This is a genomic window from Streptomyces diastaticus subsp. diastaticus, assembly GCF_011170125.1.
GTDB classification, from domain to species: Bacteria; Actinomycetota; Actinomycetes; order Streptomycetales; family Streptomycetaceae; genus Streptomyces; species Streptomyces diastaticus.
This window is the reverse complement of record NZ_BLLN01000003.1, coordinates 595,221-617,782: the sequence shown is the minus strand read 5'-3', so window position 1 is coordinate 617,782 and position 22,562 is coordinate 595,221. Positions and strand designations below refer to the sequence as shown.

Genomic DNA, 22,562 nt, shown 5'->3' with positions numbered 1-22,562 from the left:
AGTAGAACCGGCATCGCGCCCCCAATGAGTGGGCGGCGCCGTCCCGGTGACGGCGCAGGCCAAGGAGGGTGGTACCGCGGCGGTCCGCAAGGGCGTCGTCCCTCCGACGGAATGCAGCAGTCCGTTGGAGGAGCGCGTCGATGACACCCCCGGTGAACCCGCCCCAGTACCGCCAGGTACCCGCCCAGGTGGATCTCCCCGCCCTCGAGCACGCCGTGCTCGACTTCTGGCGCGAGAACAAGATCTTCGCCAAGACCCTGGAGCAGTCCGAGGGCCGCCCGGAGTGGGTCTTCTACGAGGGCCCGCCGACCGCCAACGGCATGCCCGGCGCCCACCACATCGAGGCCCGTGTCTTCAAGGACGTCTTCCCCCGCTTCCGCACCATGCGCGGCTACCACGTGGGCCGCAAGGCCGGCTGGGACTGCCACGGCCTCCCCGTCGAACTGGCGGTGGAGAAGGAGCTGGGTTTCAACGGCAAGAAGGACATCGAGGCGTTCGGCATCGCCGAGTTCAACGCCAAGTGCCGTGAGTCGGTGACCCGGCACACCGACGCCTTCGCCGAGCTGACCACGCGCATGGGCTACTGGGTCGACATGGACGACGCCTACCGCACCATGGACTCCTCGTACGTCCAGTCGGTGTGGTGGTCGCTGAAGCAGATCTTCGAGAAGGACCTGCTGGTCCAGGACCACCGCGTCGCCCCGTGGTGCCCGCGCTGCGGCACCGGCCTCTCCGACCACGAGCTGGCCCAGGGGTACGAGACGGTCGTCGACCCGTCGGTCTTCGTGCGCTTCCCGCTCACCTCCGGCCCGCTGGCCGGCCAAGCCTCCCTGCTGGTCTGGACGACCACGCCGTGGACCCTGGTCTCCAACACCGCCGTGGCCTCGCACCCGGACGTCCGGTACGTGGTGGCCACCGACGGCACCGAGAAGCTGGTCGTCGCCGAACCGCTGCTGGAGAAGGCGCTCGGCGAGGGGTGGGAGACCACCGGCGAGTCGTTCACCGGCCGCGAGATGGAACGCTGGAGCTACCAGCGCCCCTTCGGGCTGGTGGAGTTCCCGGCCGAGGCGCACTACGTCGTCAACGCCGAGTACGTCACCACCGAGGACGGCACCGGTCTGGTCCACCAGTCCCCCGCCTTCGGTGAGGACGACCTCCTGGTCTGCCGCTCCTACGGCCTGCCGGTGGTCAACCCGGTCCGCCCCGACGGCACCTTCGAGGAAGAGCTGCCGCTGGTCGGCGGGGTCTTCTTCAAGAAGGCCGACGAGGCGCTCACCTCCGACCTGGACGCCCGCGGCCTCCTCTTCCGCCACGTGCCGTACGAGCACAGCTACCCGCACTGCTGGCGCTGCCACACCGCGCTGCTCTACTACGCGCAGCCGTCCTGGTACATCCGCACCACCGCGGTCAAGGACCGGCTGCTCGCGGAGAACGAGCGGACCAACTGGTTCCCGGACTCGGTCAAGCACGGCCGCTTCGGCGACTGGCTCGAGAACAACATCGACTGGGCGCTCTCCCGCAACCGCTACTGGGGCACCCCGCTGCCCGTCTGGCGCTGCGAGGAGAACCACCTGACCTGCGTCGGCTCGCTGGCCGAGCTGAGCGAGCTGACCGGCACCGACCAGTCGGAGCTGGACCCGCACCGCCCGTACATCGACGAGATCACCTTCACCTGCACCCACGCCGACTGCCAACTGGAGGCGCACCGCGTCCCGGAGGTCATCGACGCCTGGTACGACTCGGGTTCGATGCCGTTCGCGCAGTGGGGGTACCCGCACCGGAACAAGGAGCTGTTCGAGCAGCGCTACCCGGCGCAGTTCATCTCCGAGGCGATCGACCAGACCCGCGGCTGGTTCTACACGCTGATGGCCGTCGGCACCCTGGTCTTCGACAGGTCGAGCTACGAGAACGTCGTCTGCCTGGGTCACATCCTGGCCGAGGACGGCCGGAAGATGTCCAAGCACCTGGGCAACATCCTCCAGCCCATCCCGCTGATGGACCAGCACGGCGCCGACGCCGTCCGCTGGTTCATGGCGGCCGGCGGCTCGCCGTGGGCGGCCCGCCGGGTCGGCCACGGCACCATCCAGGAGGTCGTCCGCAAGACCCTGCTGACCTACTGGAACACCGTCGCCTTCCAGGCCCTTTACGCCCGTACGGCCGGCTGGGCACCGTCCGCCGCCGACCCGGCCCCGGACGGCCGCAGCGTCCTGGACCGCTGGCTGCTGGGCGAGTTGAACACCCTGGTGGAGGGCGTCACCGAGGCGCTGGACGGCTACGACACCCAGCGCGCCGGCAAGCTCCTCTCCGCCTTCGTCGACGACCTCTCCAACTGGTACGTCCGCCGTTCGCGCCGCCGCTTCTGGCAGGGCGACCCGGCCGCGCTGCGCACCCTGCACGACGTGGTGGACACGGTGACGCGGCTGATGGCGCCGCTGGTGCCGTTCATCACCGAGCGGGTCTGGCAGGACCTGGTGGTGCCGGTCAGCCCGGACGCCCCCGAGTCGGTCCACCTCGCCGCCTGGCCCGAGGCCGACCCGGCCGCCGTCGACCCGGAGCTGTCCCGCCACATGGCGCTGGTGCGCCGGCTCGTGGAGCTGGGCCGGGCCACCCGCGCCGAGTCGGGCGTGAAGACCCGTCAGCCGCTCTCCCGCGCGCTGGTCGGCGCCACCGGCTTCACCGAACTGCCCGCCGAGCTGCGTGCGCAGATCACCGAGGAGCTGAACGTCTCCTCGGTCGAGTCCCTCTCGGAGGTCGGCGGCTCGCTGGTCGACACCACGGCCAAGGCCAACTTCCGGGCGCTGGGCAAGCGGTTCGGCAAGCGTGTCCAGGAGGTCGCCAAGGCGGTCGCCCAGGCGGACGCCGCGGCGCTCTCGCTGGCGCTCCGCGAGGGGACCGCCTCGGTCACCGTCGACGGGGAGGTGATCGAGCTGTCCCCGGAGGAGGTCATCGTCACCGAGACGCCACGTGAGGGCTGGTCGGTCGCCTCCGACGCCGGCGCCACCGTCGCCCTCGATCTGGAGATCACCGAGGAGCTGCGCAGGGCGGGCCTGGCCCGCGACGCGATCCGGCTGATCCAGGAGGCCCGCAAGAACAGCGGCCTGGACGTCGCCGACCGGATCGCGCTGCGCTGGTCCGCCACCGACCCGGCGGTGGCGGAGGCCCTCGGTGAGCACGCCGGGCTCATCGCCGACGAGGTCCTCGCGACCGACTTCGCCACCGGCACGGGTGACGAGGCGTACGGCGAGCCGTTCACCGACGAGACGCTCACCCTCACCTTCCGGCTGCGGCGCGTCTGACGGACGCCCCGCGGACTTGGAGCCGGGCGGACCTCCTCGGAGGACCGCCCGGCTCCTTCGTTCTGCTCGGCCCCCGCACCGGAGCGGGTACGACGACGCGGGCCCGGCCCCCGTCGAGGGGGCCGGGCCCGCGTCTGAATGCCTAGGACACCCTAAGGCGCCGTCAGTTGTCGTCCTCGTCGATGAGGAAGCCGCGCATCGGGGCCGGCGCCTGCTGCATCGGGGCGGGCGCCTGCGGCCGGACCGGAGCCATCGGCTGGGTCATGGCCGGGGACATCTGCTGCTGCCCACCGCCGTACGAGGGGCCGCCGGACTGCTGGTTGCCGCCCATCGACTGGTTCGGGTGGCCGCCCATGCCGTTCGCGCCGGCTCCCGCCATGGACCCGCTCATCTGCGGGGCCGGCGGCAGCGAGGCGGCCGCGGGGGTACGCGGCGGCGCCAGCGAGTCGTCGGACTGGGTCTCCAGCTGACGCAGCTGGCTCTCCAGGTACGACTTCAGGCGGGTGCGGTACTCGCGCTCGAAGCCGCGCAGGTCCTCGACCTTGCGCTCCAGCGTGGCGCGTGCGGACTCCAGGGAGCCCATCGCGACACGGTGCTTCTCCTGCGCGTCCCGCTCCAGGGCGTCGGCCTTGGCGCGGGCGTCCCGCTCCAGACCCTCGGCACGGCTGCGCGCCTCACCGACGATCTTGTTGGCCTCGGAACGCGCCTCGGCGATGGCCTGGTCGGCCGTCTGCTGGGCGAGCGAGAGCACCCGGGCGGCGCTGTCGCCACCGGGGCCCTGTCCGGGCTGGGGCAGCTGCGGACCGCCGTGGCCGCCCATGGGGCCGCCCATCGGACCGCCCTGGCCCATCGGACCGCCGGGACCCTGCTGACCCATCGGGCCGCCGGGGCCCTGCTGGCCCATGGGGCCGGGACCCTGCTGGCCCATCGGGCCGGGGCCGTGCTGACCCTGGGGGCCCGGGCCGTGCTGGCCCTGCGGGCCGGGACCGTGGCCGTGGCCGCCGGGGCCTGCCGGAAGCTGCGGGGCACCGCCCGGGAGCTGCGGCGGGCCACCCATGTGCTGCTGCTGTTGCTGCTGCTGGGGCGGCACCGGCTGCGGTCCCGATATGGCGGCGGGCACCGGAGCGCCGGGACGATCCTGCTGCTCCTGCTGCTTGCGCATCCCCTGTTGCTGCTGGTTCTGCGCGGCCGCCCGGGTGGCGGCGGCGAGTTTGGCGCGCAGGTCCTCGTTCTCACGGAGCAGGCGCGTCAGTTCGGACTCGACCTCGTCGAGGAAGGCATCGACCTCGTCCTCGTCATAGCCTTCTCGGAGGCGGACGGTCGTGAACTGCTTGTTCCGCACGTCCTCGGGGGTCAACGGCATCTCTTCACCTCAACGTAGTCGTCGGCATTCGGCAAGAACGTAGCTGACATCACGCTCACAGCCGGCTCACGACGGAGATCAGGATGTAGACGATGATCATCAGTACGAAGAAGGACAGGTCGAGCGCCACGCCCCCGAGACGGAGCGGCGGGATGAACCGCCGCAGAAGCTTGAGCGGTGGATCGGTGACAGTGTAGGTCGCCTCCAGAAGCACGACCATCGCCTTGCCCGGTTGCCACGAGCGGGCGAACTGGAACACGTAGTCCATGACCAACCGGAAGATCAGCACGATGAGGAAACACATCAGCGCGATGTAGAGCACATCCCCGAAAACGCCCATTGTCGCGCTGCCCTCTCCCCTGACTCATGTCGTCCGTCTTCTCGCCGGCGTCTCAGCTCTGGTTGAAGAACCCGCCCTCTGCGATGCGAGCCTTGTCCTCCGCCGTGACATCGACGTTAGCAGGCGACAACAGGAACACCTTCTGCGTCACCCGCTCAATGCTTCCATGAAGACCGAAGACCAAACCCGCAGCAAAGTCGACAAGTCGCTTCGCGTCGGTGTCGTCCATCTCCGTGAGATTCATGATCACCGGAGTGCCCTCGCGGAAGTGTTCCCCGATGGTACGGGCCTCGTTGTAGGTCCGGGGGTGCAGAGTCGTGATGCGGTAGGGCTCACGCTCGGAGACAACCTTGGGCATGATCACCGGGGCGTTCTTCTCCAGGCTCTGGCGTTCAGGTGTGATGGATGCCACGGGGGCGATTCGGGCGGGTCGTCCGGATTCCGCCGGCAGCGGAACGGGTTCGCGCTCGCGCTGCGCCGGCGGCTGGGGGGCGCGCACCGGCTCCTCGGCAGGCTCCTGGTGCGCCGGAGCGTGCCGGCGCCGGTCACGCTCGGGCTCCGGCTCGGGCTCGAACTCGTCGTCGGGGTCGAACCCCGGGCCGTCGTACCCATCGTCCTCCACGAGGCCGAGGTAGACCGCCATCTTGCGCATCGCGCCGGCCATGCTCTGAGTCCTCCGCTCTGTGGTGGATCAACTGACGCCAAACGTGCCCGCGATCCACGAAGTCACCCCGCCGAACTGCGGGAATGACCATATTTTCTGCTGTGGTCCGACTTGCATCGCGACGTTACCCGAGCGCGGGTCGGACTCCGAGTACCGCACTGCCGACGCGTACATGTGTCGCCCCGGCGGCCACGGCGTGTTCGAGGTCCCCGCTCATCCCCGCGGAAACCATGGTGGCAGCAGGCCCGGCCGCCCGCAGGGAGGTTGAGATTTCCCTCAGTCGCGCGAAGGCCGCGGCCGGGCGCCCGGCGTACTCGCCGGACAGAGGTGCGACGGTCATCACACCTCCGAGCCTGAGCCCGGGCGCCGCGTCGATCAGCCCGGCCAACTCCTCGACCCCGTCCGGCGCCACGCCACCCCGGTCACCCCGGCCGCCGGCCTCCGCGTCGAGGGCGACCTGCACCAGGCAGCCCAGTTCACGCCCGGTGCGCCCGGCCGCCGAGGAGAGGGAGGTCACCAGTCTCGCGCGGTCGACGGAGTGCACGAAATCGGCGTAATCCGCCACGGACCGTGCTTTGTTGGTCTGCAACTGACCCACGAAGTGCCAGGTGAGGTCGAGATCCGCGCAGGCGGCCGCCTTCGGCGCGGCCTCCTGGTCCCGGTTCTCGGCGACCTGCCGGACGCCGAGTTCGGCCAGCAGCCGCACGTCGGAGGCCGGGTAGGTCTTGGTGACCACGATGAGGGCCACCTCGTCGCGGTCGCGGCCGGCCGCGGCGCAGGCCCCGGCGATCCGCTGCTCCACCCGCTCCAGGCCGGCGGCGAGTTCGGTCTTACGGTCGGTCATCTCTTCCAGTCCCGCCACGCTCATCGGTCCAGCCACACATAACCGGCGAGCCGTCCCGTGGTCCCCTCGCGCCGGTACGAGAAGTGGTCCGGCGACTCCAGGGTGCAGACGTCCGACGCCTGCCGGTCCGTCACCCCGAGCCGCTCCAGCTGGGCGTGCACCCCGGCGACCACGTCGACCGCCGGCGTTCCCCAGTTCGTCTCGGCGTACGCCGCCGGTTCCGCCTCGGCCACCTCGGCACGCAGCGCCTCGGGCACCTCGTAGCACCGGCCGCAGACGGCGGGGCCGGTGCGGGCGGTGATCCGGGCGGGATCGGCGCCGAGCCGCACCATGGCCTCGACAGCGGCCGGCACCACGCCGGCGGCCATCCCGGGGCGTCCGGCGTGCGCGGCGGCGCAGACCCCGGCGGCCGGGTCGGCGAGCAGGACGGGGACGCAGTCGGCGGTGAGGACGGCGAGGGCGAGGCCGCGCCGGGCGGTGACCACGGCGTCCACCTCGGGGACCGGCCGCTCACCCCAGACCCCGTCGACCACGGCGACGTCCCGGCCGTGCACCTGGTTCATCCAGACGACACCGGCCGCCTCCAGGCCGAGTGCCTCGGCCGCGCGGGCGCGGTTGGCACGCACCGCGGCGGGGTCGTCACCGACGGCCCCGCCGAGGTTCAGCTGCTCGTACGGAACGGCGCTCACTCCGCCCCACCGGTCGGTGAAGGCGAAGTGGGCGCCGCCCGCGGTGCCGTGCTCCCCGGGCGCGGACCCGGGCACCGGCGATATCACTTGAGGAAGTCCGGCACGTCCAGTTCCTCGGCCTGGCTGTCGTACCGGGCCGGGGGGACCTGCGGCGGCGCCACCGGTGCGGTGGGCAGCTCGGTCGACGGGGCGGGCTCGGGCTCGGCGGAGACGGCCGGCTGCGGGGCCGCCTCCTCGCGCGGGGTCACGCTGCCCAGGCCGCCGAAGGCGGGGCGGGCAGGCTCGGCGTTCGCCGGGCGGGCGGCGGGCGCCGGCTCCTCGCGCTTGGCGGAGGAGGAGCCGAGGACGTTGTCCCGCTTGGCCGGCGGCTGACCGCCGTCGAAGCCCGCGGCGATGACGGTGACCCGCACCTCGTCGCCGAGGGCGTCGTCGATGACGGCGCCGAAGATGATGTTGGCCTCCGGGTGGGCGGCCTCACTGACCAGTTGGGCGGCCTCGTTGATCTCGAAGAGACCGAGGTCGGAACCGCCCGAGATGGAGAGCAGGACCCCGCGGGCGCCGTCGATCGACGCCTCCAGCAGCGGGGAGGAGATGGCCATCTCGGCGGCGGCCACGGCCCGGTCGTCGCCGCGGGCCGAGCCGATCCCCATCAGGGCCGAACCCGCCTCGGACATGACCGACTTGACGTCGGCGAAGTCGAGGTTGATCAGGCCGGGGGTGGTGATGAGGTCGGTGATGCCCTGGACACCGGAGAGGAGTACCTGGTCCGCGGACTTGAAAGCGTCGAGAACGCTCACCTGACGGTCCGAGATGGACAGCAGGCGGTCGTTGGGGATCACGATGAGGGTGTCGACCTCTTCGCGGAGTTCGGCGATGCCGTCCTCCGCCTGATTGGCGCGACGGCGTCCCTCGAAGGTGAACGGGCGGGTGACCACGCCGATCGTGAGGGCGCCGAGCGAGCGCGCGATGTTGGCCACGACGGGGGCGCCGCCGGTGCCGGTGCCGCCGCCTTCACCGGCGGTGACGAAGACCATGTCGGCCCCCTTGAGGACCTCTTCGATCTCCTCGCGGTGGTCCTCTGCCGCCTTGCGGCCGACGGCCGGGTTGGCTCCGGCGCCGAGTCCGCGGGTGAGTTCCCGGCCGACGTCGAGCTTGACGTCGGCGTCGCTCATCAACAGCGCCTGGGCGTCGGTGTTGATGGCGATGAACTCGACGCCCTTGAGACCGACCTCGATCATCCGGTTGATGGCATTGACACCACCGCCGCCGACACCGATGACTTTGATGACTGCGAGGTAGTTCTGCGGTGCTGCCACGTCGAAGGCCTCTCGCCTCGATTACGTGTCGCCGCCGGGCGCTGCCGCTCGGCGGACGACTGATGTCGAATGGGGACGGTCCGAACGCCGACCCGAACCCTAACGTTGAAGTTCAGGGTTACCAGTGTGCCTGTTTCCTGGACTGTTCCGGACAGGACACTAAGTCGACAAGCGGCGCGCGTTCAACGAACACGCCGAACCTCCCGTTTTTCTTTTCACCCTATGTGATCACCCGTAGCACGGGCCAACCAGGGTGCTGGCCTGCGGATCTCCCGTCAACCACCTGAAGCGGCGGGGGCCGTGGGCACACTCACGTCGAAGTGACGCGCCTTCGGCGCCGCCTTGAGGAGCGCGGCGAGCGCCTTCGCCTTCGTATCACCCTTCTCACCGCTTCCCCAGACAACCGTGCGCCTTCCGCTCAACTCCAGCGAGATGGCGTCGAAGGAACGCACCCGTACGGCCCTCAGCTCCCCCCGCACCGCCGCGGGGACGTCGGCGGCCGCGGTGACCGCCTCGGCCCGGAGCCTGCCGGCGGGAAAGCGCTTCAGGCTCGGGGAGCGGGCGGCGTCCAGCTTCAGCAGGGGCACGCCCTTCGGCCGCGTACCCACGGTCGCGAACCGCACGCCTTCCCGGTCCACTTCACCATATTGTCCGTTCTTCGCGATGATCAGAACGGGCCGTCGCTCGCTCACCCGCAGCTCGACTCCGTGGGGCCAGGAGCGTTCCACCTCGGCCGTGCGCAGGCGGGGCAGTGCGGCGAGGAGCCGGGCGGCGACGGCGTCGGTGTCGACGGAGGCCAGCGGGACGCCCTTCGGCACGGCTGCGGCCTTCTCGACCTGTGCCGGGGTCAGCACCCGGGTCCCCTCGGCGGTCACGGACTCGACCCGCAGCCACGAGGAGCCGTAGAGAGCCCAGATGGCCGCCCCGCCCAACAGGGCGGCGGCGGCCGCGAGAAGCAGGAGGAGGCGTCCGCGGCGCGGGCCGGGCCCCTGCGCCTTCGCGGACCGCGCGGGCGGCTCCTCGGTCCCGGAGTTCCGCCCGCGCCGGGCGGTCGTCGTTGCGGCCACGCTCCCTGTCGCCTCCTGCGTCATAGGGGGGCGTGGGCCGCCCCCTCAGTGGTTGGCGCGCCGTGCGGCGATCGCCTCGTACACCATGCCGACGAGCAGGTCGTCGGCGTCCCGGCGGCCGAACTCGGAGGCCGCGCGGGACATCTCGTACAGCCGGTGCGGGTCCGCGAGGACCGGCAGCACATGCTGCTGGACCCACTCCGGCGTCAGCTCCGCGTCGTCCACGAGGAGTCCGCCGCCGGCCTTGACCACCGGCTGGGCGTTGAGCCGCTGTTCGCCGTTGCCGATGGGCAGCGGGACGTAGGCGGCCGGGAGTCCGACGGCGGAGAGTTCGGCGACGGTCATCGCGCCGGCGCGGCAGAGCATCATGTCCGCCGCCGCGTAGGCGAGGTCCATGCGGTCCACGTACGGTACCGGGATGTAGGGCGGCATCCCGGGCATGTTGTCGACGTGCGGCAGTTCGTTCTTCGGGCCGACCGCGTGCAGGATCTGGATGCCCGCCCGCTGGAGCGAGGGGGCGGCCTGCTGGACGACCTCGTTGAGGCGGCGGGCGCCCTGCGAGCCGCCGGAGACCAGCAGCGTCGGCAGGTTCGGGTCGAGGCCGAAGGCGGCACGCGCCTCGGGGCGGACCCGGGCGCGGTCCAGGGTGGCGATGGCGCGGCGCAGCGGGATGCCGATGTAGCGGGCGTCCCGCAGCTTGCTGTCCGGGGTGGAGACGGCGACGCCGTGGGCGTACCGCGAGCCGATCTTGTTGGCCAGGCCCGGGCGGGCGTTGGCCTCGTGGACGACGATCGGGACCCCGAGGCGCTTGGCCGCCAGGTAGCCGGGCAGGGCCACGTAGCCGCCGAAGCCGACGACCGCGTCGGCCCTGGTGCGCTCCAGGATCTGCTCGGCCGCCTTGATCGTGCCGCGCAGCCGCCCCGGGACGGTGATCAGCTCGGGGGTGGGCTTGCGGGGCAGGGGGACGGCGGGGATCAGCGCCAGTTCATAGCCGCGCTCCGGCACGAGCCTGGTCTCCAGGCCGCGTTCCGTGCCCAGCGCCGTGATCCCCACGGTCGGGTCCTGCCTGCGCAGGGCGTCCGCGAGGGCGAGCGCCGGCTCGATATGACCGGCGGTCCCCCCACCGGCGAGTACGACATGCACCGAAATTCACCGCTCTCCGGACGAGCGCCCGCGGGCGCGCCGTCGCATCGTGTTCCATCTCACCGCTGCCCGCTTCCTGCCGGGCAGCCTCGTGTCCAGTGCCGCCCGTGCGGCCGGGTCCGCCCGCGCGAACGCGATGAGCAGCCCGATGGCGGCCATGGCCGGCAGCAGGGCGGACCCTCCGTAGGAGAACAGCGGGAGCGGGACCCCGGCGATCGGCAGCAGGCCGAGCACCGCACCGACGTTGATCACGGCCTGCGCCATGATCCAGGTGATCACACCTCCCGCGGCGTACCTCACGAAGGGGTCCTCCGTGCGTCCGGCCACGCGGATACCCGCATAGCCTAGAGCCGCGAAGAGCGCGAGTACCGACAGTGTCCCCGCGAGGCCGAGTTCCTCCCCGGTGACGGCGAAGATGAAGTCGGTGTGCGCTTCCGGCAGTTGACCCCATTTTTCCACACCCGCACCGAGACCGGAACCGAAGAGTCCGCCGGACGCCAGGGCGTAACTGCCGTGCAGGGGCTGGAGGCAGATGTCGGCGGGCCCGGCGTCGGTGGCCCCCAGGCAGCTCAGCCGCGCCATCCGGTTGGGACTGGTCCAGATCAGCAGGGCCCCGATGGCCGCGGCGACGGCGAGGACCGAGGCGAACAGCCGGGTGGGGGCGCCCGCGATCCACAGCAGCCCGAAGAGGATCGCGGTGAGGATCACCGCGGTCCCCATGTCACCGCCGAGCATGATGAGGCCGAGCAGCATGAAGGCGGCCGGCACCAGCGGGACCAGCAGGTGCTTCCACTGGGTCAGCAGCCGCCGCTCCTGCTTGCGGGCGAGGAGGTCGGCGCCCCACAGCACCAGGGCGAGCTTGCCGAACTCGCTGGGCTGGATCTGGAAGGGGCCGCCGAGGGAGATCCAGTTGGTGTTGCCGTTGATCTCCTGGCCGACGCCGGGCACCTGGACCAGGGCCATCAGCGCCACCGAGCCGACGATGATCGGGTAGGCCAGCGCCCGGTGGAGCTTGACCGGCATCCGGGCCGCGATCACCAGCAGCACCCCGCCGACGAGGGCGGCGACGAGCTGTTTGGAGAAGAAGTAGGAGCTGCCCAGGCCCTTGTTGATGGCGTACACCATCGAGGAGGAGTACACCATGATCAGGCCGAGCACGATGAGGAGCACGCTGGAGCCGGCGATGACGTAGTACGCGGTCAGCGGACGGTCCCAGGCCCGTTGCACCCGGCGCCGGAAGCGGGTGACCGGGTTGTCGCGCAGGCGGGCGCCGAGGGGGCGCCCGGCGGGGGGCGCGGTGGTGCGCGGGCGCGGCGCGGTGCGCCGGCTCCGGTCGGTGTCGGCCGGCATGGTCGCTGTCCCCTCCAGTCCTCCCCGGCACGGCGGCCGTCCGCCCCCGGCCCGCCGCGCCCGGCGGGCGGCGGTGGGCCGGGGGCGGGGTGCGGTCCCTCAGGCGTCCGCGGCCAGGGCCCGGACGGCCTCGGCGAACGCCTCGCCGCGCCGGTTGTAGTTGGTGAACATGTCCATCGAGGCACAGGCCGGGGCCAGCAGCACGGTGTCGCCCGCCTCGGCGAGGCCCCGGGCGGCGCCGACCGCCGCGGACATCGCCCCAGTGTCGGTCCGGTCCAGGTCGACGACCGGGACGTCGGGGGCGTGTCGGGCGAGGGCCTCGCGGATCAGGGCGCGGTCCCGCCCGAGGAGGACGGCGCCGCGCAGCCGGCCGGCGGCGGAGGCGACCAGGTCGTCGAAGGTGGCTCCCTTGGCGAGGCCGCCGGCGATCCAGACGATCGGCCGGTAGGCGTTGAGGGAGGCCTCGGCGGCGTGGGTGTTGGTGGCCTTGGAGTCGTCGACGTAGGTGACGCCGTCGATCTCGGCGACCCGCTCGATCCGGTGCGGGTCCGGGGCGAAGGCCCGCAGGCCGTCGCGGACCGCGGTGGCGTCCACCCCGTAGGCGCGGGCGAGCGCCGCGGCGGCGAGGGCGTTGGCGACGTTGTGGGGGGCCGGCGGGGTGACGTCGGCCACCTCGGCCAGTTCCTGGGCCTGCCGGTGCCGGTCGGGGACGAAGGCCCGGTCCACCAGGAGCCCTTCGACGACGCCCAGTTCGGAGGGGCCGGGGGCGCCGAGGGTGAAGCCGACGGCCCGGGCGCCCTCCTCTACGTCGGCGGCGCGGACCAGGGCCTCCGTGGCGGGGTCGGCGGTGTTGTAGACGCAGGCGACCCGGTTGCCCTCGTAGACGCGGCCCTTGTCGGCGGCGTACGCCTCCATGGAGCCGTGCCAGTCGAGGTGGTCGGGGGCGAGGTTGAGGACGGCCGCGGAGTGGGCGCGCGGGGAGGGGGCCCAGTGCAGCTGGTAGCTGGAGAGTTCGACGGCGAGGACGTCGTAGGGCTCGTCGGCGAGGACCACGTCGATCAGCGGGGTGCCGATGTTGCCGACGGCGGCGGTGCGCAGCCCGGCGGCGGTGAGGATGGCGGCCAGCATCCGGGTGGTGGTGGTCTTGCCGTTGGTGCCGGTGACGCAGAGCCACTCCGCGGCGCCCTCGGGCCGCAGCCGCCAGGCGATCTCCACGTCGCCGACGACCTCGACACCCGCCTCCGCGGCGGCCGCGAAGAGCGGCGAGTCGGGCTTCCACCCGGGCGAGGTGACGACCAGGTCGGTCGGCTCGGGGAGGGTGTCGGCGTCGCCGAGGCGGACCGCGACGGTGCCGGGGGTGTCCGCCGCGTCGAAGGCGGCGGCGAGTTGGGCGGCACGCGCCATGTGCTGCTCGCCCTCGCCACCGTCCACGACGGTGACGTGCGCGCCGAGGCCGGCCAGGGCGCGAGCGGCGCTGATGCCGCTCACCCCGAGGCCGGCCACGGTGATGTGCTGGTCCTTCCAGGTCACTTGGTGGCTGCCCATCCCGCGTAGAAGATGCCGAGGCCGACGATGACGCACATGCCCTGGATGATCCAGAAGCGGACCACCACAAGGACTTCGGACCACCCCTTGAGTTCGAAGTGGTGCTGCAGTGGCGCCATCCGGAACACCCGCTTGCCGGTGAGGCGGAACGAGCCGACCTGGATCACCACGGACATGGTGATGAGGACGAAGAGGCCGCCGAGGACGGCGAGCAGCAGCTCGGTGCGGGAGCAGATGGCGAGGCCGGCGAGGGCGCCGCCGAGGGCGAGCGAGCCGGTGTCGCCCATGAAGATCTTGGCCGGCGAGGTGTTCCACCACAGGAAGCCGAAGCAGGCGCCCATCAGCGCGGAGGCCACCACGGCGAGGTCGAGTGGATCTCGTACCTCGAAGCAGGCCGCCGGGTTGGTGAGGAACTCCGCGTTGGCGCAGGACTCCTGGAACTGCCAGACGCCGATGAAGGTGTACGCGCCGAAGACCATGACGGAGGCGCCGGTGGCGAGGCCGTCGAGGCCGTCGGTGAGGTTCACGCCGTTCGACATGGCGAGGATCATGAACAGCGCCCAGATGACGAAGAGCACCGGGCCGATCTTCCAGCCGAAGTCGGTGATGAACGACAGGCGGGTGGAGGCCGGCGTCTGGTCCCGGTTGTCGGGGAACTGCAGCGCCAGCACGGCGAAGGCGATGCCGACGAGGAGCTGTCCGGCCATCTTCGCCTTGGCCCGCAGGCCCAGCGAACGCCGCTTCACGATCTTGATGTAGTCGTCGAGGAACCCGACGAGGCCCATGCCGGCCATGAGCCCGAGGACCAGGAGACCCGAGAAGGTCACCTGGTAACCGGTGATCAGCTTGGACAGGAAGTACGCGATGATCGTCGCGAGGATGAAGGCGATACCGCCCATCGTCGGCGTCCCGCGCTTGGAGTGGTGCTCGCGCGGACCGTCGTCGCGGATGTACTGGCCGTAGCCTTTCTTGGCCAGCAGCTTGATCAGCAGTGGTGTGCCGATCAGCGTCAGGAACAGTCCAATGACGCCGGAGAGCAGGATCTGCTTCATCATCGGGCGGCGACCTCACCCTCGCCCGTACCGTCCGCCAGCAGAGCGGCGGCGACCTTCTCCAGTCCCACGGACCGGGAAGCCTTCACGAGTACGACGTCTCCCGGGCGCAGCTCGCTGCGCAACAGGTCGACCGCCGCCTGTGCGTCGGACACGTGCACCGACTCCTCACCCCACGAACCCTCGTTGTATGCGCCCATCCGCAGCCAGGCCGCTTCCGTGCCGCCGACTGCCACGAGCTTGCTCACGTTCAGCCGGACGGCGAGCCGCCCGACGGCATCGTGTTCGGTGAGCGCCTCGTCCCCCAGCTCGGCCATCTGTCCGAGCACCGCCCAGGTGCGGCCCCCCTCGCCGCGGCGGGCGCCGCCCATCGCCACGAGCGCGCGCAGGGCGGCCCGCATGGATTCGGGGTTCGCGTTGTAGGCGTCGTTGACGATCGTCACACCGTCCGGGCGCTCGGTGACCTCCATCCGCCAGCGGGACAGGGACTCCGCCTCGGAGAGCGCTTGGGCGATCTCGTCCACGGGCATGCCCAGTTCCGATGCGACGGCGGCGGCGGCGAGCGCGTTCGACACGTGGTGCTCACCGTACAGGCGCATGGTCACGTCGCCGCACCCGGAGGGTGTGTGCAGCGTGAAGGCGGGGCGGCCGTTCTCCGTGAGACGGACATTCTCGGCGCGGATGTCCGCTTCGGGCGCTTCGCCGAAGGTGACGACCCGTGCCTTCGTACGTGAGGCCATGTCACGGACGTAGGAGTCGTCGGCGTTGAGGACCGCGACGCCGTCCTCGGGGAGCGACTCGACCAGTTCGCCCTTGGCCAGGGCGATCTGCTCGCGGCCTCCGAACTCGCCGATGTGGGCGCTGCCGACGTTGAGGACGACACCGATCCGCGGCGGGGTCAGCCCGGTGAGGTACCGGATGTGCCCGACGCCGCGGGCCCCCATCTCCAGGACGAGGTGACGGGTGTCCGCGTCGGCGCGCAGCGCGGTGAGCGGCAGCCCGATCTCGTTGTTGAGGGAGCCGGGCGTCCACACGGTCGGCGCGATCCGCTGGAGCAGTTGCGCGACGAGGTCCTTGGTGGACGTCTTGCCGGCGGAGCCGGTGAGGGCGACGACGGCCGTGCCCAGGCGCTCCACGACGGCGCGCGCGAGCGCCCCGAGGGCGCGCTCCACGTCGTCCACGACGAGGGCGGGCACGCCGACGGGCCGGGTCGCGAGGACGGCGACGGCTCCGGTCTCCACGGCGGTGGCCGCGTAGTCGTGGCCGTCGGCCCTTTCACCGGCGAACGCGGCGAAGAGGCTGCCTGGGGCGGCGAGCCGGGAGTCGATCACGACCGGTCCGGTGACCTGGGCGTCCAGGTCCGGTATGTCGGCGGGTTGCCCGCCGACGATGCTGTTGATCTCGGCAAGGGAGAGGGCGATCACAAGTTCATCCCGCGTTCTTCTGGGGGGCTGCCTGTGTGTCAGCGGCCGCCGCGGCGGCCTGCTGGGTGGTACCCGGCCGGTCCGCGGCGGCCCGGCGGGCCTCGGCCCGCTCGATGGCGGCACGCAGCACCAGCCGGTCGTCGAAGGGGCGGACCACGCCGTTGATGTCCTGGCCCTGTTCGTGGCCCTTGCCGGCGACCAGGACGGTGTCCCCGGCCTCGGCGCGGACGACGGCCTCGGCGATGGCTCCGGCCCGGTCGGCGTCGATGATGACGTCGCCCCGCTCGTGGATGGGTACCTCGGCGGCACCGGCGAGCATGGTGGAGAGGATCGCGAGGGGGTCCTCGGAGCGCGGGTTGTCCGAGGTGAGGACGGCGAGGTCGGCGAGGCGGGCGGCGGCGGCGCCCATCGGGCCGCGCTTGGTGATGTCGCGGTCGCCGCCGCAGCCGAGCACGATGTACAGCCGTCCCTCGGTGACCTTGCGCAGGGCGCGCAGCACCGATTCGACGGCGTCGGTCTTGTGGGCGTAGTCGACGACCGCGAGGTACGGCTGTCCGGCGTCGACGCGCTCCAGGCGGCCGGGGACGCCGGGGACGGCGGCGACGCCGTCGGCGGCCGTCTGCGGGTCGATGCCCGCGGCGGCCAGGGAGACCACGGCGGCCAGGGTGTTGGCGACGTTGAACGGCCCGGCCAGCGGCGAACGGGCGCTGATCCGCTCACCGCTCGGGCCGACCGCCGTGAAGGTCGAGTCGAGGCTGCCGACCACCACGTCCTCGGCGCGCCAGTCGGCGTCGGGGTGGCCCTCGGCGGAGAAGGAGATGACGGGCACCTCGGACTCGGTGAGCAGGCGGCGGCCGTACTCGTCGTCGTAGTTGACGACGCCCTGCCTGGAGCGGGCCGCCGTGAAGAGCTGCGCCTTGGCCCGGAAGTAGTCCTCCATGTCGGAGTGGAACTCCATGTGCTCCGGGCTGAGGTTGTTGAAGACGGCGATGTCGAAGACGCAGGCGTCGACGCGGCCGAGGACCAGGGCGTGGCTGGAGACCTCCATGGCGACGGCGCGGACGCCGCGTTCGCGCATGACGCCGAAGAGCGCCTGGAGGTCGGTGGCCTCGGGAGTGGTCCGCTCGGACTTGATGCGCTCGTCGCCGATGCGCATCTCCACGGTGCCGATGAGCCCGGTCGGCGGGATCTCCTCGCCGGTCTCCTTCGCCTCGGCCTCCTGGGCGGCGCGCAGGCCGCCCTCGATGAGGTAGGCGGTGGTGGTCTTGCCGGAGGTGCCGGTGATGCCGATCTGGAGCAGGTCGCGGCCGGGGTGCCCGTAGAGCGTGGCGGCGACTTCGCCCATCCGGCCGCGCGGGTCGCCGACGACGAGCACCGGCAGGCCGGTGGCGAGGGCCGGGCCCGCGCCGGCCGGGTCGGTGAGGACGGCGGCGGCGCCGAGGCTCGCGGCCTGGGCGGCGAAGTCGGCGCCGTGGACGCGGGCGCCGGGCAGGGCGGCGTAGACGTCACCTGGGCGCACGGCGCGCGAGTCGTGGGTGATGCCGCTGAGCGTGACGGCGGCGGGGTCCTCCGCCGCACGGGCGTCGACGCCGAGCTGACCGGCCAGTTCCTCCAGCGTGGTGGTGGGAACCTGGAGCGGGCGCGGAGGCCCCGGGTAGGTCACGGGAGCACCCTTCAGTGCGGCCTGCGGTGTTTCGGAGTGATCAGCGAGTGGCACGGCGGTGAGCGTACCGGGCGCACCCCTCCGGTCGCGAAATGAGGGGGCGGCGGGTCCGGTGGCGTCGTCGCCTGCCGGGCGGTGGTTCCCCGGTTCGGGGGTGATCGTATCCACGGGGTTCCTGATCAGTCCTCGGGGGTGAACGTGACGGGCAGTCGGGCCTGCTTGGCGCCGCTGGGCGGCACCTGGAGGCTCTTGAGGGCGAATTCCATGACCTGCTTGTAGACGGGGCCGCAGATCTGGCCGCCGAAGTAGCTGCCCTTCGTGGCGTCCTGGATGGCGCAGTAGACGGTGACACGGGGCTTGTCGGACGGGGCGAAGCCGGCGAACGACGAGGTGTAGCCCTTGTAGCGGCCGGTCTCGGGGTCGACGCGGTTGGCGGTGCCGGTCTTGCCGGCGACGCGGTAGCCGGGGATGCGGGCCTTGATGCCGGTGCCCTCCTCGTCGTCGACGACCGACTCCAGCATGAGGGCGAGGGTCTTGGCGGTCTTCTCGCTGACCACCCGCGTCTTCTCCGGTTCGGGCGCGGGGGTGAACGCCTCGCCGTCGTGGGTACCGCGGACCAGGGTGGGGGCGACGCGGACCCCGCCGTTGGCGATGGTCGAGTAGACCGAGGCGGCCTGGAGGGCGTTGACGGAGACGCCCTGGCCGAAGGGGATCGTGTACTGCTGCGAGGTCGACCAGTCCTGGGGCGGGGCGAGGATGCCGGGGGTCTCGCCGGGGAAGCCCAGGCCGGTGGGGCGGCCGATGCCGAACTTCCTGAGGTAGGAGTGGAGCACCTTGTTGGCCTCCGGCTGGGTCCTGCCGAGCTGTTCGACGGCGAGGATGGTGCCGATGTTGCTGGACTTGGCGAGCACGCCGTTGAGCGTGAGGTACCAGGTCGGGTGGTCGACGTCGTCCTGGAAGAGGCGGTCGCCGCGGTGCAGCCGGTTGGGGACGGTGACGTGGGTGCCGGGGGTGGCGGCGTTCTCCTCCAGCACCGCCGCCATCGACATGACCTTGGCGGTGGAGCCGGGCTCGTAGGCGTCCTGGACGGCGGCGTTGCCCATCGAGGTCGCGGCGGCGCGGGTGAGGTCGTTGGGGTCGAAGCCGGGGGCGTTGGCCAGCGCCAGGATCTCGCCGCTGGCGGTGTCCTGGACGATGACGTAGCCGCGGGCGGCCTTGGACTTGGCGACCTGTTCGGAGATGGCGTTCTGGGCCGCCCACTGGATGTCGCGGTCGATGGTGAGTTCCAGGCCGGAGCCGGGGACCGCGGGGTCCTCCTCGCTGCCGGCGGTGGGCACCTGGCGGCCGCCCGCCTGGGCGTAGCTGATCCGGCCGTCCTCGCCGGCCAGCTTCTTGTCCCACTGCGCCTCGATGCCGCCGGCGCCCTTGCCGTCGGCGTTGACCCAGCCCAGTATCCCGGCGGCGAGGTCGCCGCCCGGGTAGACGCGCTTGCTGGTGGCGCCGGGGAAGATCCCGGCGAGGACGCTGTTCCTGTCCGGGTCGCCGGCCCGGCGCCCGCTCCTCTGGAACTCCTCGGCGAAGCTGTTCTTGAGATCCCTGATCTGCTTCCACACCTGCGGCGTCTGACGCCTGGCCAGCACGACGTACCTGGTGTCGTCGCGCCGGAGCTTGGCGGTCAGCTCCTCGGCCTGGGCGCCGAGGATCGGCGCGAGGATCTGTGCGGCCTGGAGGGGCGCGTCCTTCTCGCCGGTCCTCTCCGGGGTGAACATCGAGGGGTCGGCGGTGACGTCGTACGCGTCGACGCTGGAGGCGAGTTCGACGCCGTTGCGGTCGGTGATCGGCCCGCGTTCGGCGGTCAGCACCCCGCTGTAGGAGCGGCTGGCGGCGGCGGCCGCGCCGTACGCCTGCGGGTCGACGGCCTGGAGTTGCAGGAGCCGTCCGACGAAGACGGCCATCACCAGGGTCAGCGCGAACCCGACCAGCCGCAGCCGCGGCCGGGGCCTGCCGAGCCGCAGCCTGGCGGCCCTGGCCGGGGGGCGGGGCGTCCGGGGCCGGGGCGCGGGCCTGCCGGAGCCCTGACCGGCGCGCGGCGCGCGGCGCGCGGCGGGCTTGCGGGCCGTGCCCTTCCCGGTGCCGGAACGGGCCGGACCGCCGGGGCGGCCCGAGCCGGAACCTGACCGGCCGGAGGCGCCGGAGGGGCGGGCGGGGCCGGGGACGCGGCGGCGCGGGGGTTGCCTGTCGGACACGGCGTCACCTGCCGGGGGTCGGGGAGGCGGGGGCGGGGCGGTCCGAGGGGGCCGGGCTCGGCGCGGGCGCCGGGGTGCCGCCGGAGCCGGGGGCCGGGGCCGCGCCGGGTGAGGGGGGTGCCTCGGCGGACGGTGAGGGCGAAGGCGGGGAGGCCGGCGGGGGCGGCTTGGCGACGGCCGGGGTGGGAGCGGGGCTCGGGACGCCGCGGACGGTGCCGTCCGGGTCGACGAAGACCGGGATGCCGCCCGGAACCATACCGAGGGCCTCCGCCCGGCGGCGCAGCGCGTCCGGCCGGGCGTGGGCGTCGACGTCGTGTTGGAGGGCCTGCTGCTCGTCGGTCAGCTCGGTGGTCTCCCGCTTGAGCTCGCTGAGGGTGAAGGAGCCCTCGTTGAGCGCGGAGTTGAGCATCAGCAGGGTGATCAGGCCGCCGCCGAGCAGGACCACGACCAGCAGCACGAACGGGGCCCGGGCGGCGTTCGCCGGGCCGGCGGGCAGCAGCCGCGCCAGCCGGGCGGCACGGCCGCGCAGTTCGGGCCCGCCCACCTGGCGGCTCACCCCTGGTGCTCCTCGCGGATGCGCTGGGCGCCGCGCAGCCGGGCGGGGGCGGCGCGCCGGTTCTCGGCGACCTCCTCCTCGGTGGGGAGTTCCGCGCCACGGGTGAGGAGCTTGAGACGTGGCTGGTAGCGCTCGGGTACCACCGGCAGCCCGGGCGGCGCCGTGGAGGCGGCCCCGGCCGCGAGCACCTGCTTGACCAGTCGGTCCTCCAGCGAGTGGTACGACAGGACGGCGAGGCGCCCGCCGACGGCGAGGGAGGCGACGGCGGCGGGGATCGCCCGTTCCAGCACGGCGAGTTCGCCGTTGACCTCGATGCGCAGCGCCTGGAAGGTGCGCTTGGCCGGGTTGCCGCCGGTGCGCTTGGCGGCCTGCGGCAGGGCCTCGCGGATGACCTCGACCAGGCGGGCGCTGGTGGTGAAGGGCTCCTTGGCGCGCTCGTCGACGACGGCGGAGACGATGCGGCGGGCCTGCTTCTCCTCGCCGTAGGCGCGCAGCACGCGGACCAGGTCGCCGGGGGCGTAGGTGTTGAGGACCTCGGCGGCGCTGATGCCGGTCGTCTGGTCCATCCGCATGTCGAGCGGGGCGTCCTGGGCGTAGGCGAAGCCGCGGTCGGCCTCGTCCAGCTGCATGGAGGAGACGCCGAGGTCGAAGAGGATGCCCTGGACGCGCGGGATGCCGAGCCGCTCCAGCACCTCGGGCAGCTCGTCGTAGACGGCGTGGACGAGGGTGGCGCGGTCGCCGTACGGCGCCAGGCGCTCCCCGGAGAGGCGCAGGGCCTCCTTGTCGCGGTCGAGGGCGACGAGGCGGGCGGCCGGGAAGGTGGCGAGCAGGGCCTCGCTGTGGCCGCCGAGACCGAGGGTGCAGTCGACGACGACGGCGCCCGGTTCGGCGAGGGCCGGGGCGAGGAGGTCCAGGCAGCGGCGGAGCATCACCGGGACGTGGCGGGTGTTGCCGTCCTCGGGGGCCGGGGCCTGGTGGCCGACGGCGCTCGGCACGCCGTCCGTCTCGTCTGCGTCGCGCACCGGCATGGCGCCCTCTCGGTCCGGTGCGGGGCCGCACGGCCGGACCGGGTGTCCGCCGGGGGCGGCGCCGCCCGGTGTTTCCGTCCCCGGTCCCGGGTGCCGCCCATCGGCGAGCGGCCGGGAGCCGCCGTACGCGCACCGCACGCGTGGGTTCTCGCGGGGGCCGTTCGATGGTTCCCCGGCGCGGCGAGGGCGTGTCGCCCCTGCCACTTCGCGTCACTTTAGTCCACTGTTCCCGGCGGTCAATCAGCCGCTCCGTGCGTCACCCGGGGCGGTGGGAGCGGCCGGGCCGCGCCGTGTGGATTACCTCACAAGAGGGGCTGTGGGGGCTCTTGTCCCCCTTCCGCGCCCCTCGCGCGGGGCCGTGCGCATTACCTTCGTATCCATGTCGACTCCCGCACACACCGAAGGCCGCCCCTCCCAGGCCGGCCCCCATGTCACCGACCGCCTCGTCGAGGCCAACGGCCGGTACGCGGCCAAGTTCACCGATCCGGGCATGGACGCGCGTCCGGTGCTGAAGGTGGCGGTGGTGGCGTGCATGGACGCCCGCCTCGACCTGCACGCCGCACTCGGCCTGGAGCTCGGCGACTGTCACACCATCCGCAACGCGGGCGGCGTGGTCACCGACGACGTGATCCGCTCGCTCACCATCAGCCAGCGCGCGCTGGAGACCCGCGGCGTGGTCCTCATCCACCACACCAACTGCGGCCTGGAGAGCCTGACCGAGGAGTTCCGCCAGGATCTGGAGGCGGAGGTCGGTCAGCGGCCGACGTGGGCGGTGGAGTCCTTCCGCGACGTCGAGCAGGACGTGCGCCAGTCGATGCAGCGGGTGCGGACCTCGCCGTTCCTCCTGCACACCGACGACGTGCGCGGTTTCGTCTTCGACGTGAAGACGGGCGCGCTCACGGAGATCGACCCGGCCTGACGGCGCGTCGGCCCGTACCCTCCTCGCCGAACACGGCAATCCGCCACAAACCGCCAC

At 72.4% G+C, this 22,562-nt stretch carries 18 protein-coding genes; 2 read left to right on the top strand and 16 right to left on the bottom strand.

Translation table 11 applies throughout. The features are described from left to right. Nucleotides 1-152 precede the first annotated feature (152 nt). Complete coding sequence (ileS, locus tag Sdia_RS11140; protein WP_189500031.1) at nucleotides 153-3,296, top strand: isoleucine--tRNA ligase; 3,144 nt, start codon at nucleotides 153-155, stop codon at nucleotides 3,294-3,296. Nucleotides 3,297-3,459: 163 nt separating this feature from the next. Here ileS and Sdia_RS11135 read toward each other — a convergent pair whose 3' ends face one another. The 16 genes from Sdia_RS11135 to rsmH form a co-directional block, all read right to left on the bottom strand. Then, complete coding sequence (locus Sdia_RS11135) at nucleotides 3,460-4,659, bottom strand: DivIVA domain-containing protein (RefSeq protein ID WP_100453093.1); 1,200 nt, start codon at nucleotides 4,657-4,659, stop codon at nucleotides 3,460-3,462. Between the two features lie 55 nt (nucleotides 4,660-4,714). Next, complete coding sequence (locus tag Sdia_RS11130; protein ID WP_100453092.1) at nucleotides 4,715-4,999, bottom strand: YggT family protein; 285 nt, start codon at nucleotides 4,997-4,999, stop codon at nucleotides 4,715-4,717. A gap of 52 nt (nucleotides 5,000-5,051) precedes the next feature. Then, a complete protein-coding gene (locus Sdia_RS11125; RefSeq protein WP_115068607.1) occupies nucleotides 5,052-5,663 on the bottom strand; it encodes a cell division protein SepF in 612 nt (203 codons plus the stop codon). A 124-nt stretch (nucleotides 5,664-5,787) separates the two neighbouring features. Then, a complete protein-coding gene (locus Sdia_RS11120) occupies nucleotides 5,788-6,507 on the bottom strand; it encodes a YggS family pyridoxal phosphate-dependent enzyme (protein WP_124287075.1) in 720 nt (239 codons plus the stop codon). Between the two features lie 20 nt (nucleotides 6,508-6,527). After that, a complete protein-coding gene (gene pgeF, locus Sdia_RS11115; RefSeq protein WP_229830579.1) occupies nucleotides 6,528-7,271 on the bottom strand; it encodes a peptidoglycan editing factor PgeF in 744 nt (247 codons plus the stop codon). A gap of 8 nt (nucleotides 7,272-7,279) precedes the next feature. Continuing rightward, nucleotides 7,280-8,512, bottom strand: coding sequence for a cell division protein FtsZ (gene ftsZ / locus Sdia_RS11110; RefSeq protein ID WP_100453090.1), 1,233 nt, complete (start codon nucleotides 8,510-8,512; stop codon nucleotides 7,280-7,282). A gap of 275 nt (nucleotides 8,513-8,787) precedes the next feature. Continuing rightward, nucleotides 8,788-9,579, bottom strand: coding sequence for a cell division protein FtsQ/DivIB (locus Sdia_RS11105; RefSeq protein ID WP_189499969.1), 792 nt, complete (start codon nucleotides 9,577-9,579; stop codon nucleotides 8,788-8,790). A gap of 45 nt (nucleotides 9,580-9,624) precedes the next feature. Continuing rightward, nucleotides 9,625-10,722, bottom strand: a complete 1,098-nt coding sequence (murG, locus tag Sdia_RS11100) for an undecaprenyldiphospho-muramoylpentapeptide beta-N-acetylglucosaminyltransferase (protein ID WP_100453088.1) — start codon at nucleotides 10,720-10,722, stop codon at nucleotides 9,625-9,627. Nucleotides 10,723-10,728: 6 nt separating this feature from the next. Beyond that, nucleotides 10,729-12,072 carry a putative lipid II flippase FtsW gene (gene ftsW / locus Sdia_RS11095; RefSeq protein ID WP_100453087.1) on the bottom strand — a complete coding sequence of 448 codons (1,344 nt, stop codon included), beginning with the start codon at nucleotides 12,070-12,072 and terminating at the stop codon, nucleotides 10,729-10,731. 99 nt (nucleotides 12,073-12,171) lie between these two features. Beyond that, nucleotides 12,172-13,617 carry a UDP-N-acetylmuramoyl-L-alanine--D-glutamate ligase gene (murD, locus tag Sdia_RS11090; protein ID WP_115068608.1) on the bottom strand — a complete coding sequence of 482 codons (1,446 nt, stop codon included), beginning with the start codon at nucleotides 13,615-13,617 and terminating at the stop codon, nucleotides 12,172-12,174. Further along, entirely contained in the window at nucleotides 13,599-14,672 is a 1,074-nt protein-coding gene (gene mraY, locus Sdia_RS11085; RefSeq protein ID WP_100453085.1) for a phospho-N-acetylmuramoyl-pentapeptide-transferase, read from the bottom strand. Before mraY ends, murD begins: the two co-directional genes overlap by 19 nt. Further along, nucleotides 14,669-16,093 (bottom strand): UDP-N-acetylmuramoyl-tripeptide--D-alanyl-D-alanine ligase, encoded by a 1,425-nt coding sequence (locus Sdia_RS11080; protein WP_115068609.1) that lies wholly within the window; start codon nucleotides 16,091-16,093, stop codon nucleotides 14,669-14,671. Before Sdia_RS11080 ends, mraY begins: the two co-directional genes overlap by 4 nt. Nucleotides 16,094-16,097: 4 nt before the next feature. Beyond that, nucleotides 16,098-17,924, bottom strand: coding sequence for a UDP-N-acetylmuramoyl-L-alanyl-D-glutamate--2,6-diaminopimelate ligase (locus Sdia_RS11075; protein ID WP_100453083.1), 1,827 nt, complete (start codon nucleotides 17,922-17,924; stop codon nucleotides 16,098-16,100). An 11-nt stretch (nucleotides 17,925-17,935) separates the two neighbouring features. Then, nucleotides 17,936-20,002 carry a peptidoglycan D,D-transpeptidase FtsI family protein gene (locus Sdia_RS11070; RefSeq protein ID WP_189499968.1) on the bottom strand — a complete coding sequence of 689 codons (2,067 nt, stop codon included), beginning with the start codon at nucleotides 20,000-20,002 and terminating at the stop codon, nucleotides 17,936-17,938. A gap of 4 nt (nucleotides 20,003-20,006) precedes the next feature. Continuing rightward, nucleotides 20,007-20,558 carry a cell division protein FtsL gene (ftsL, locus tag Sdia_RS11065; RefSeq protein WP_100453081.1) on the bottom strand — a complete coding sequence of 184 codons (552 nt, stop codon included), beginning with the start codon at nucleotides 20,556-20,558 and terminating at the stop codon, nucleotides 20,007-20,009. Beyond that, entirely contained in the window at nucleotides 20,555-21,586 is a 1,032-nt protein-coding gene (gene rsmH / locus Sdia_RS11060; protein WP_100453080.1) for a 16S rRNA (cytosine(1402)-N(4))-methyltransferase RsmH, read from the bottom strand. Before rsmH ends, ftsL begins: the two co-directional genes overlap by 4 nt. Before the next feature lie 379 nt (nucleotides 21,587-21,965). On the opposite strand from rsmH, the gene Sdia_RS11055 reads away from it, so the two are divergent. Then, the gene (locus Sdia_RS11055) at nucleotides 21,966-22,505 is read left to right on the top strand and encodes a beta-class carbonic anhydrase (RefSeq protein ID WP_100453079.1); all 540 of its coding nucleotides are present in this window, start codon (nucleotides 21,966-21,968) and stop codon (nucleotides 22,503-22,505) included. Nucleotides 22,506-22,562 lie beyond the last annotated feature (57 nt).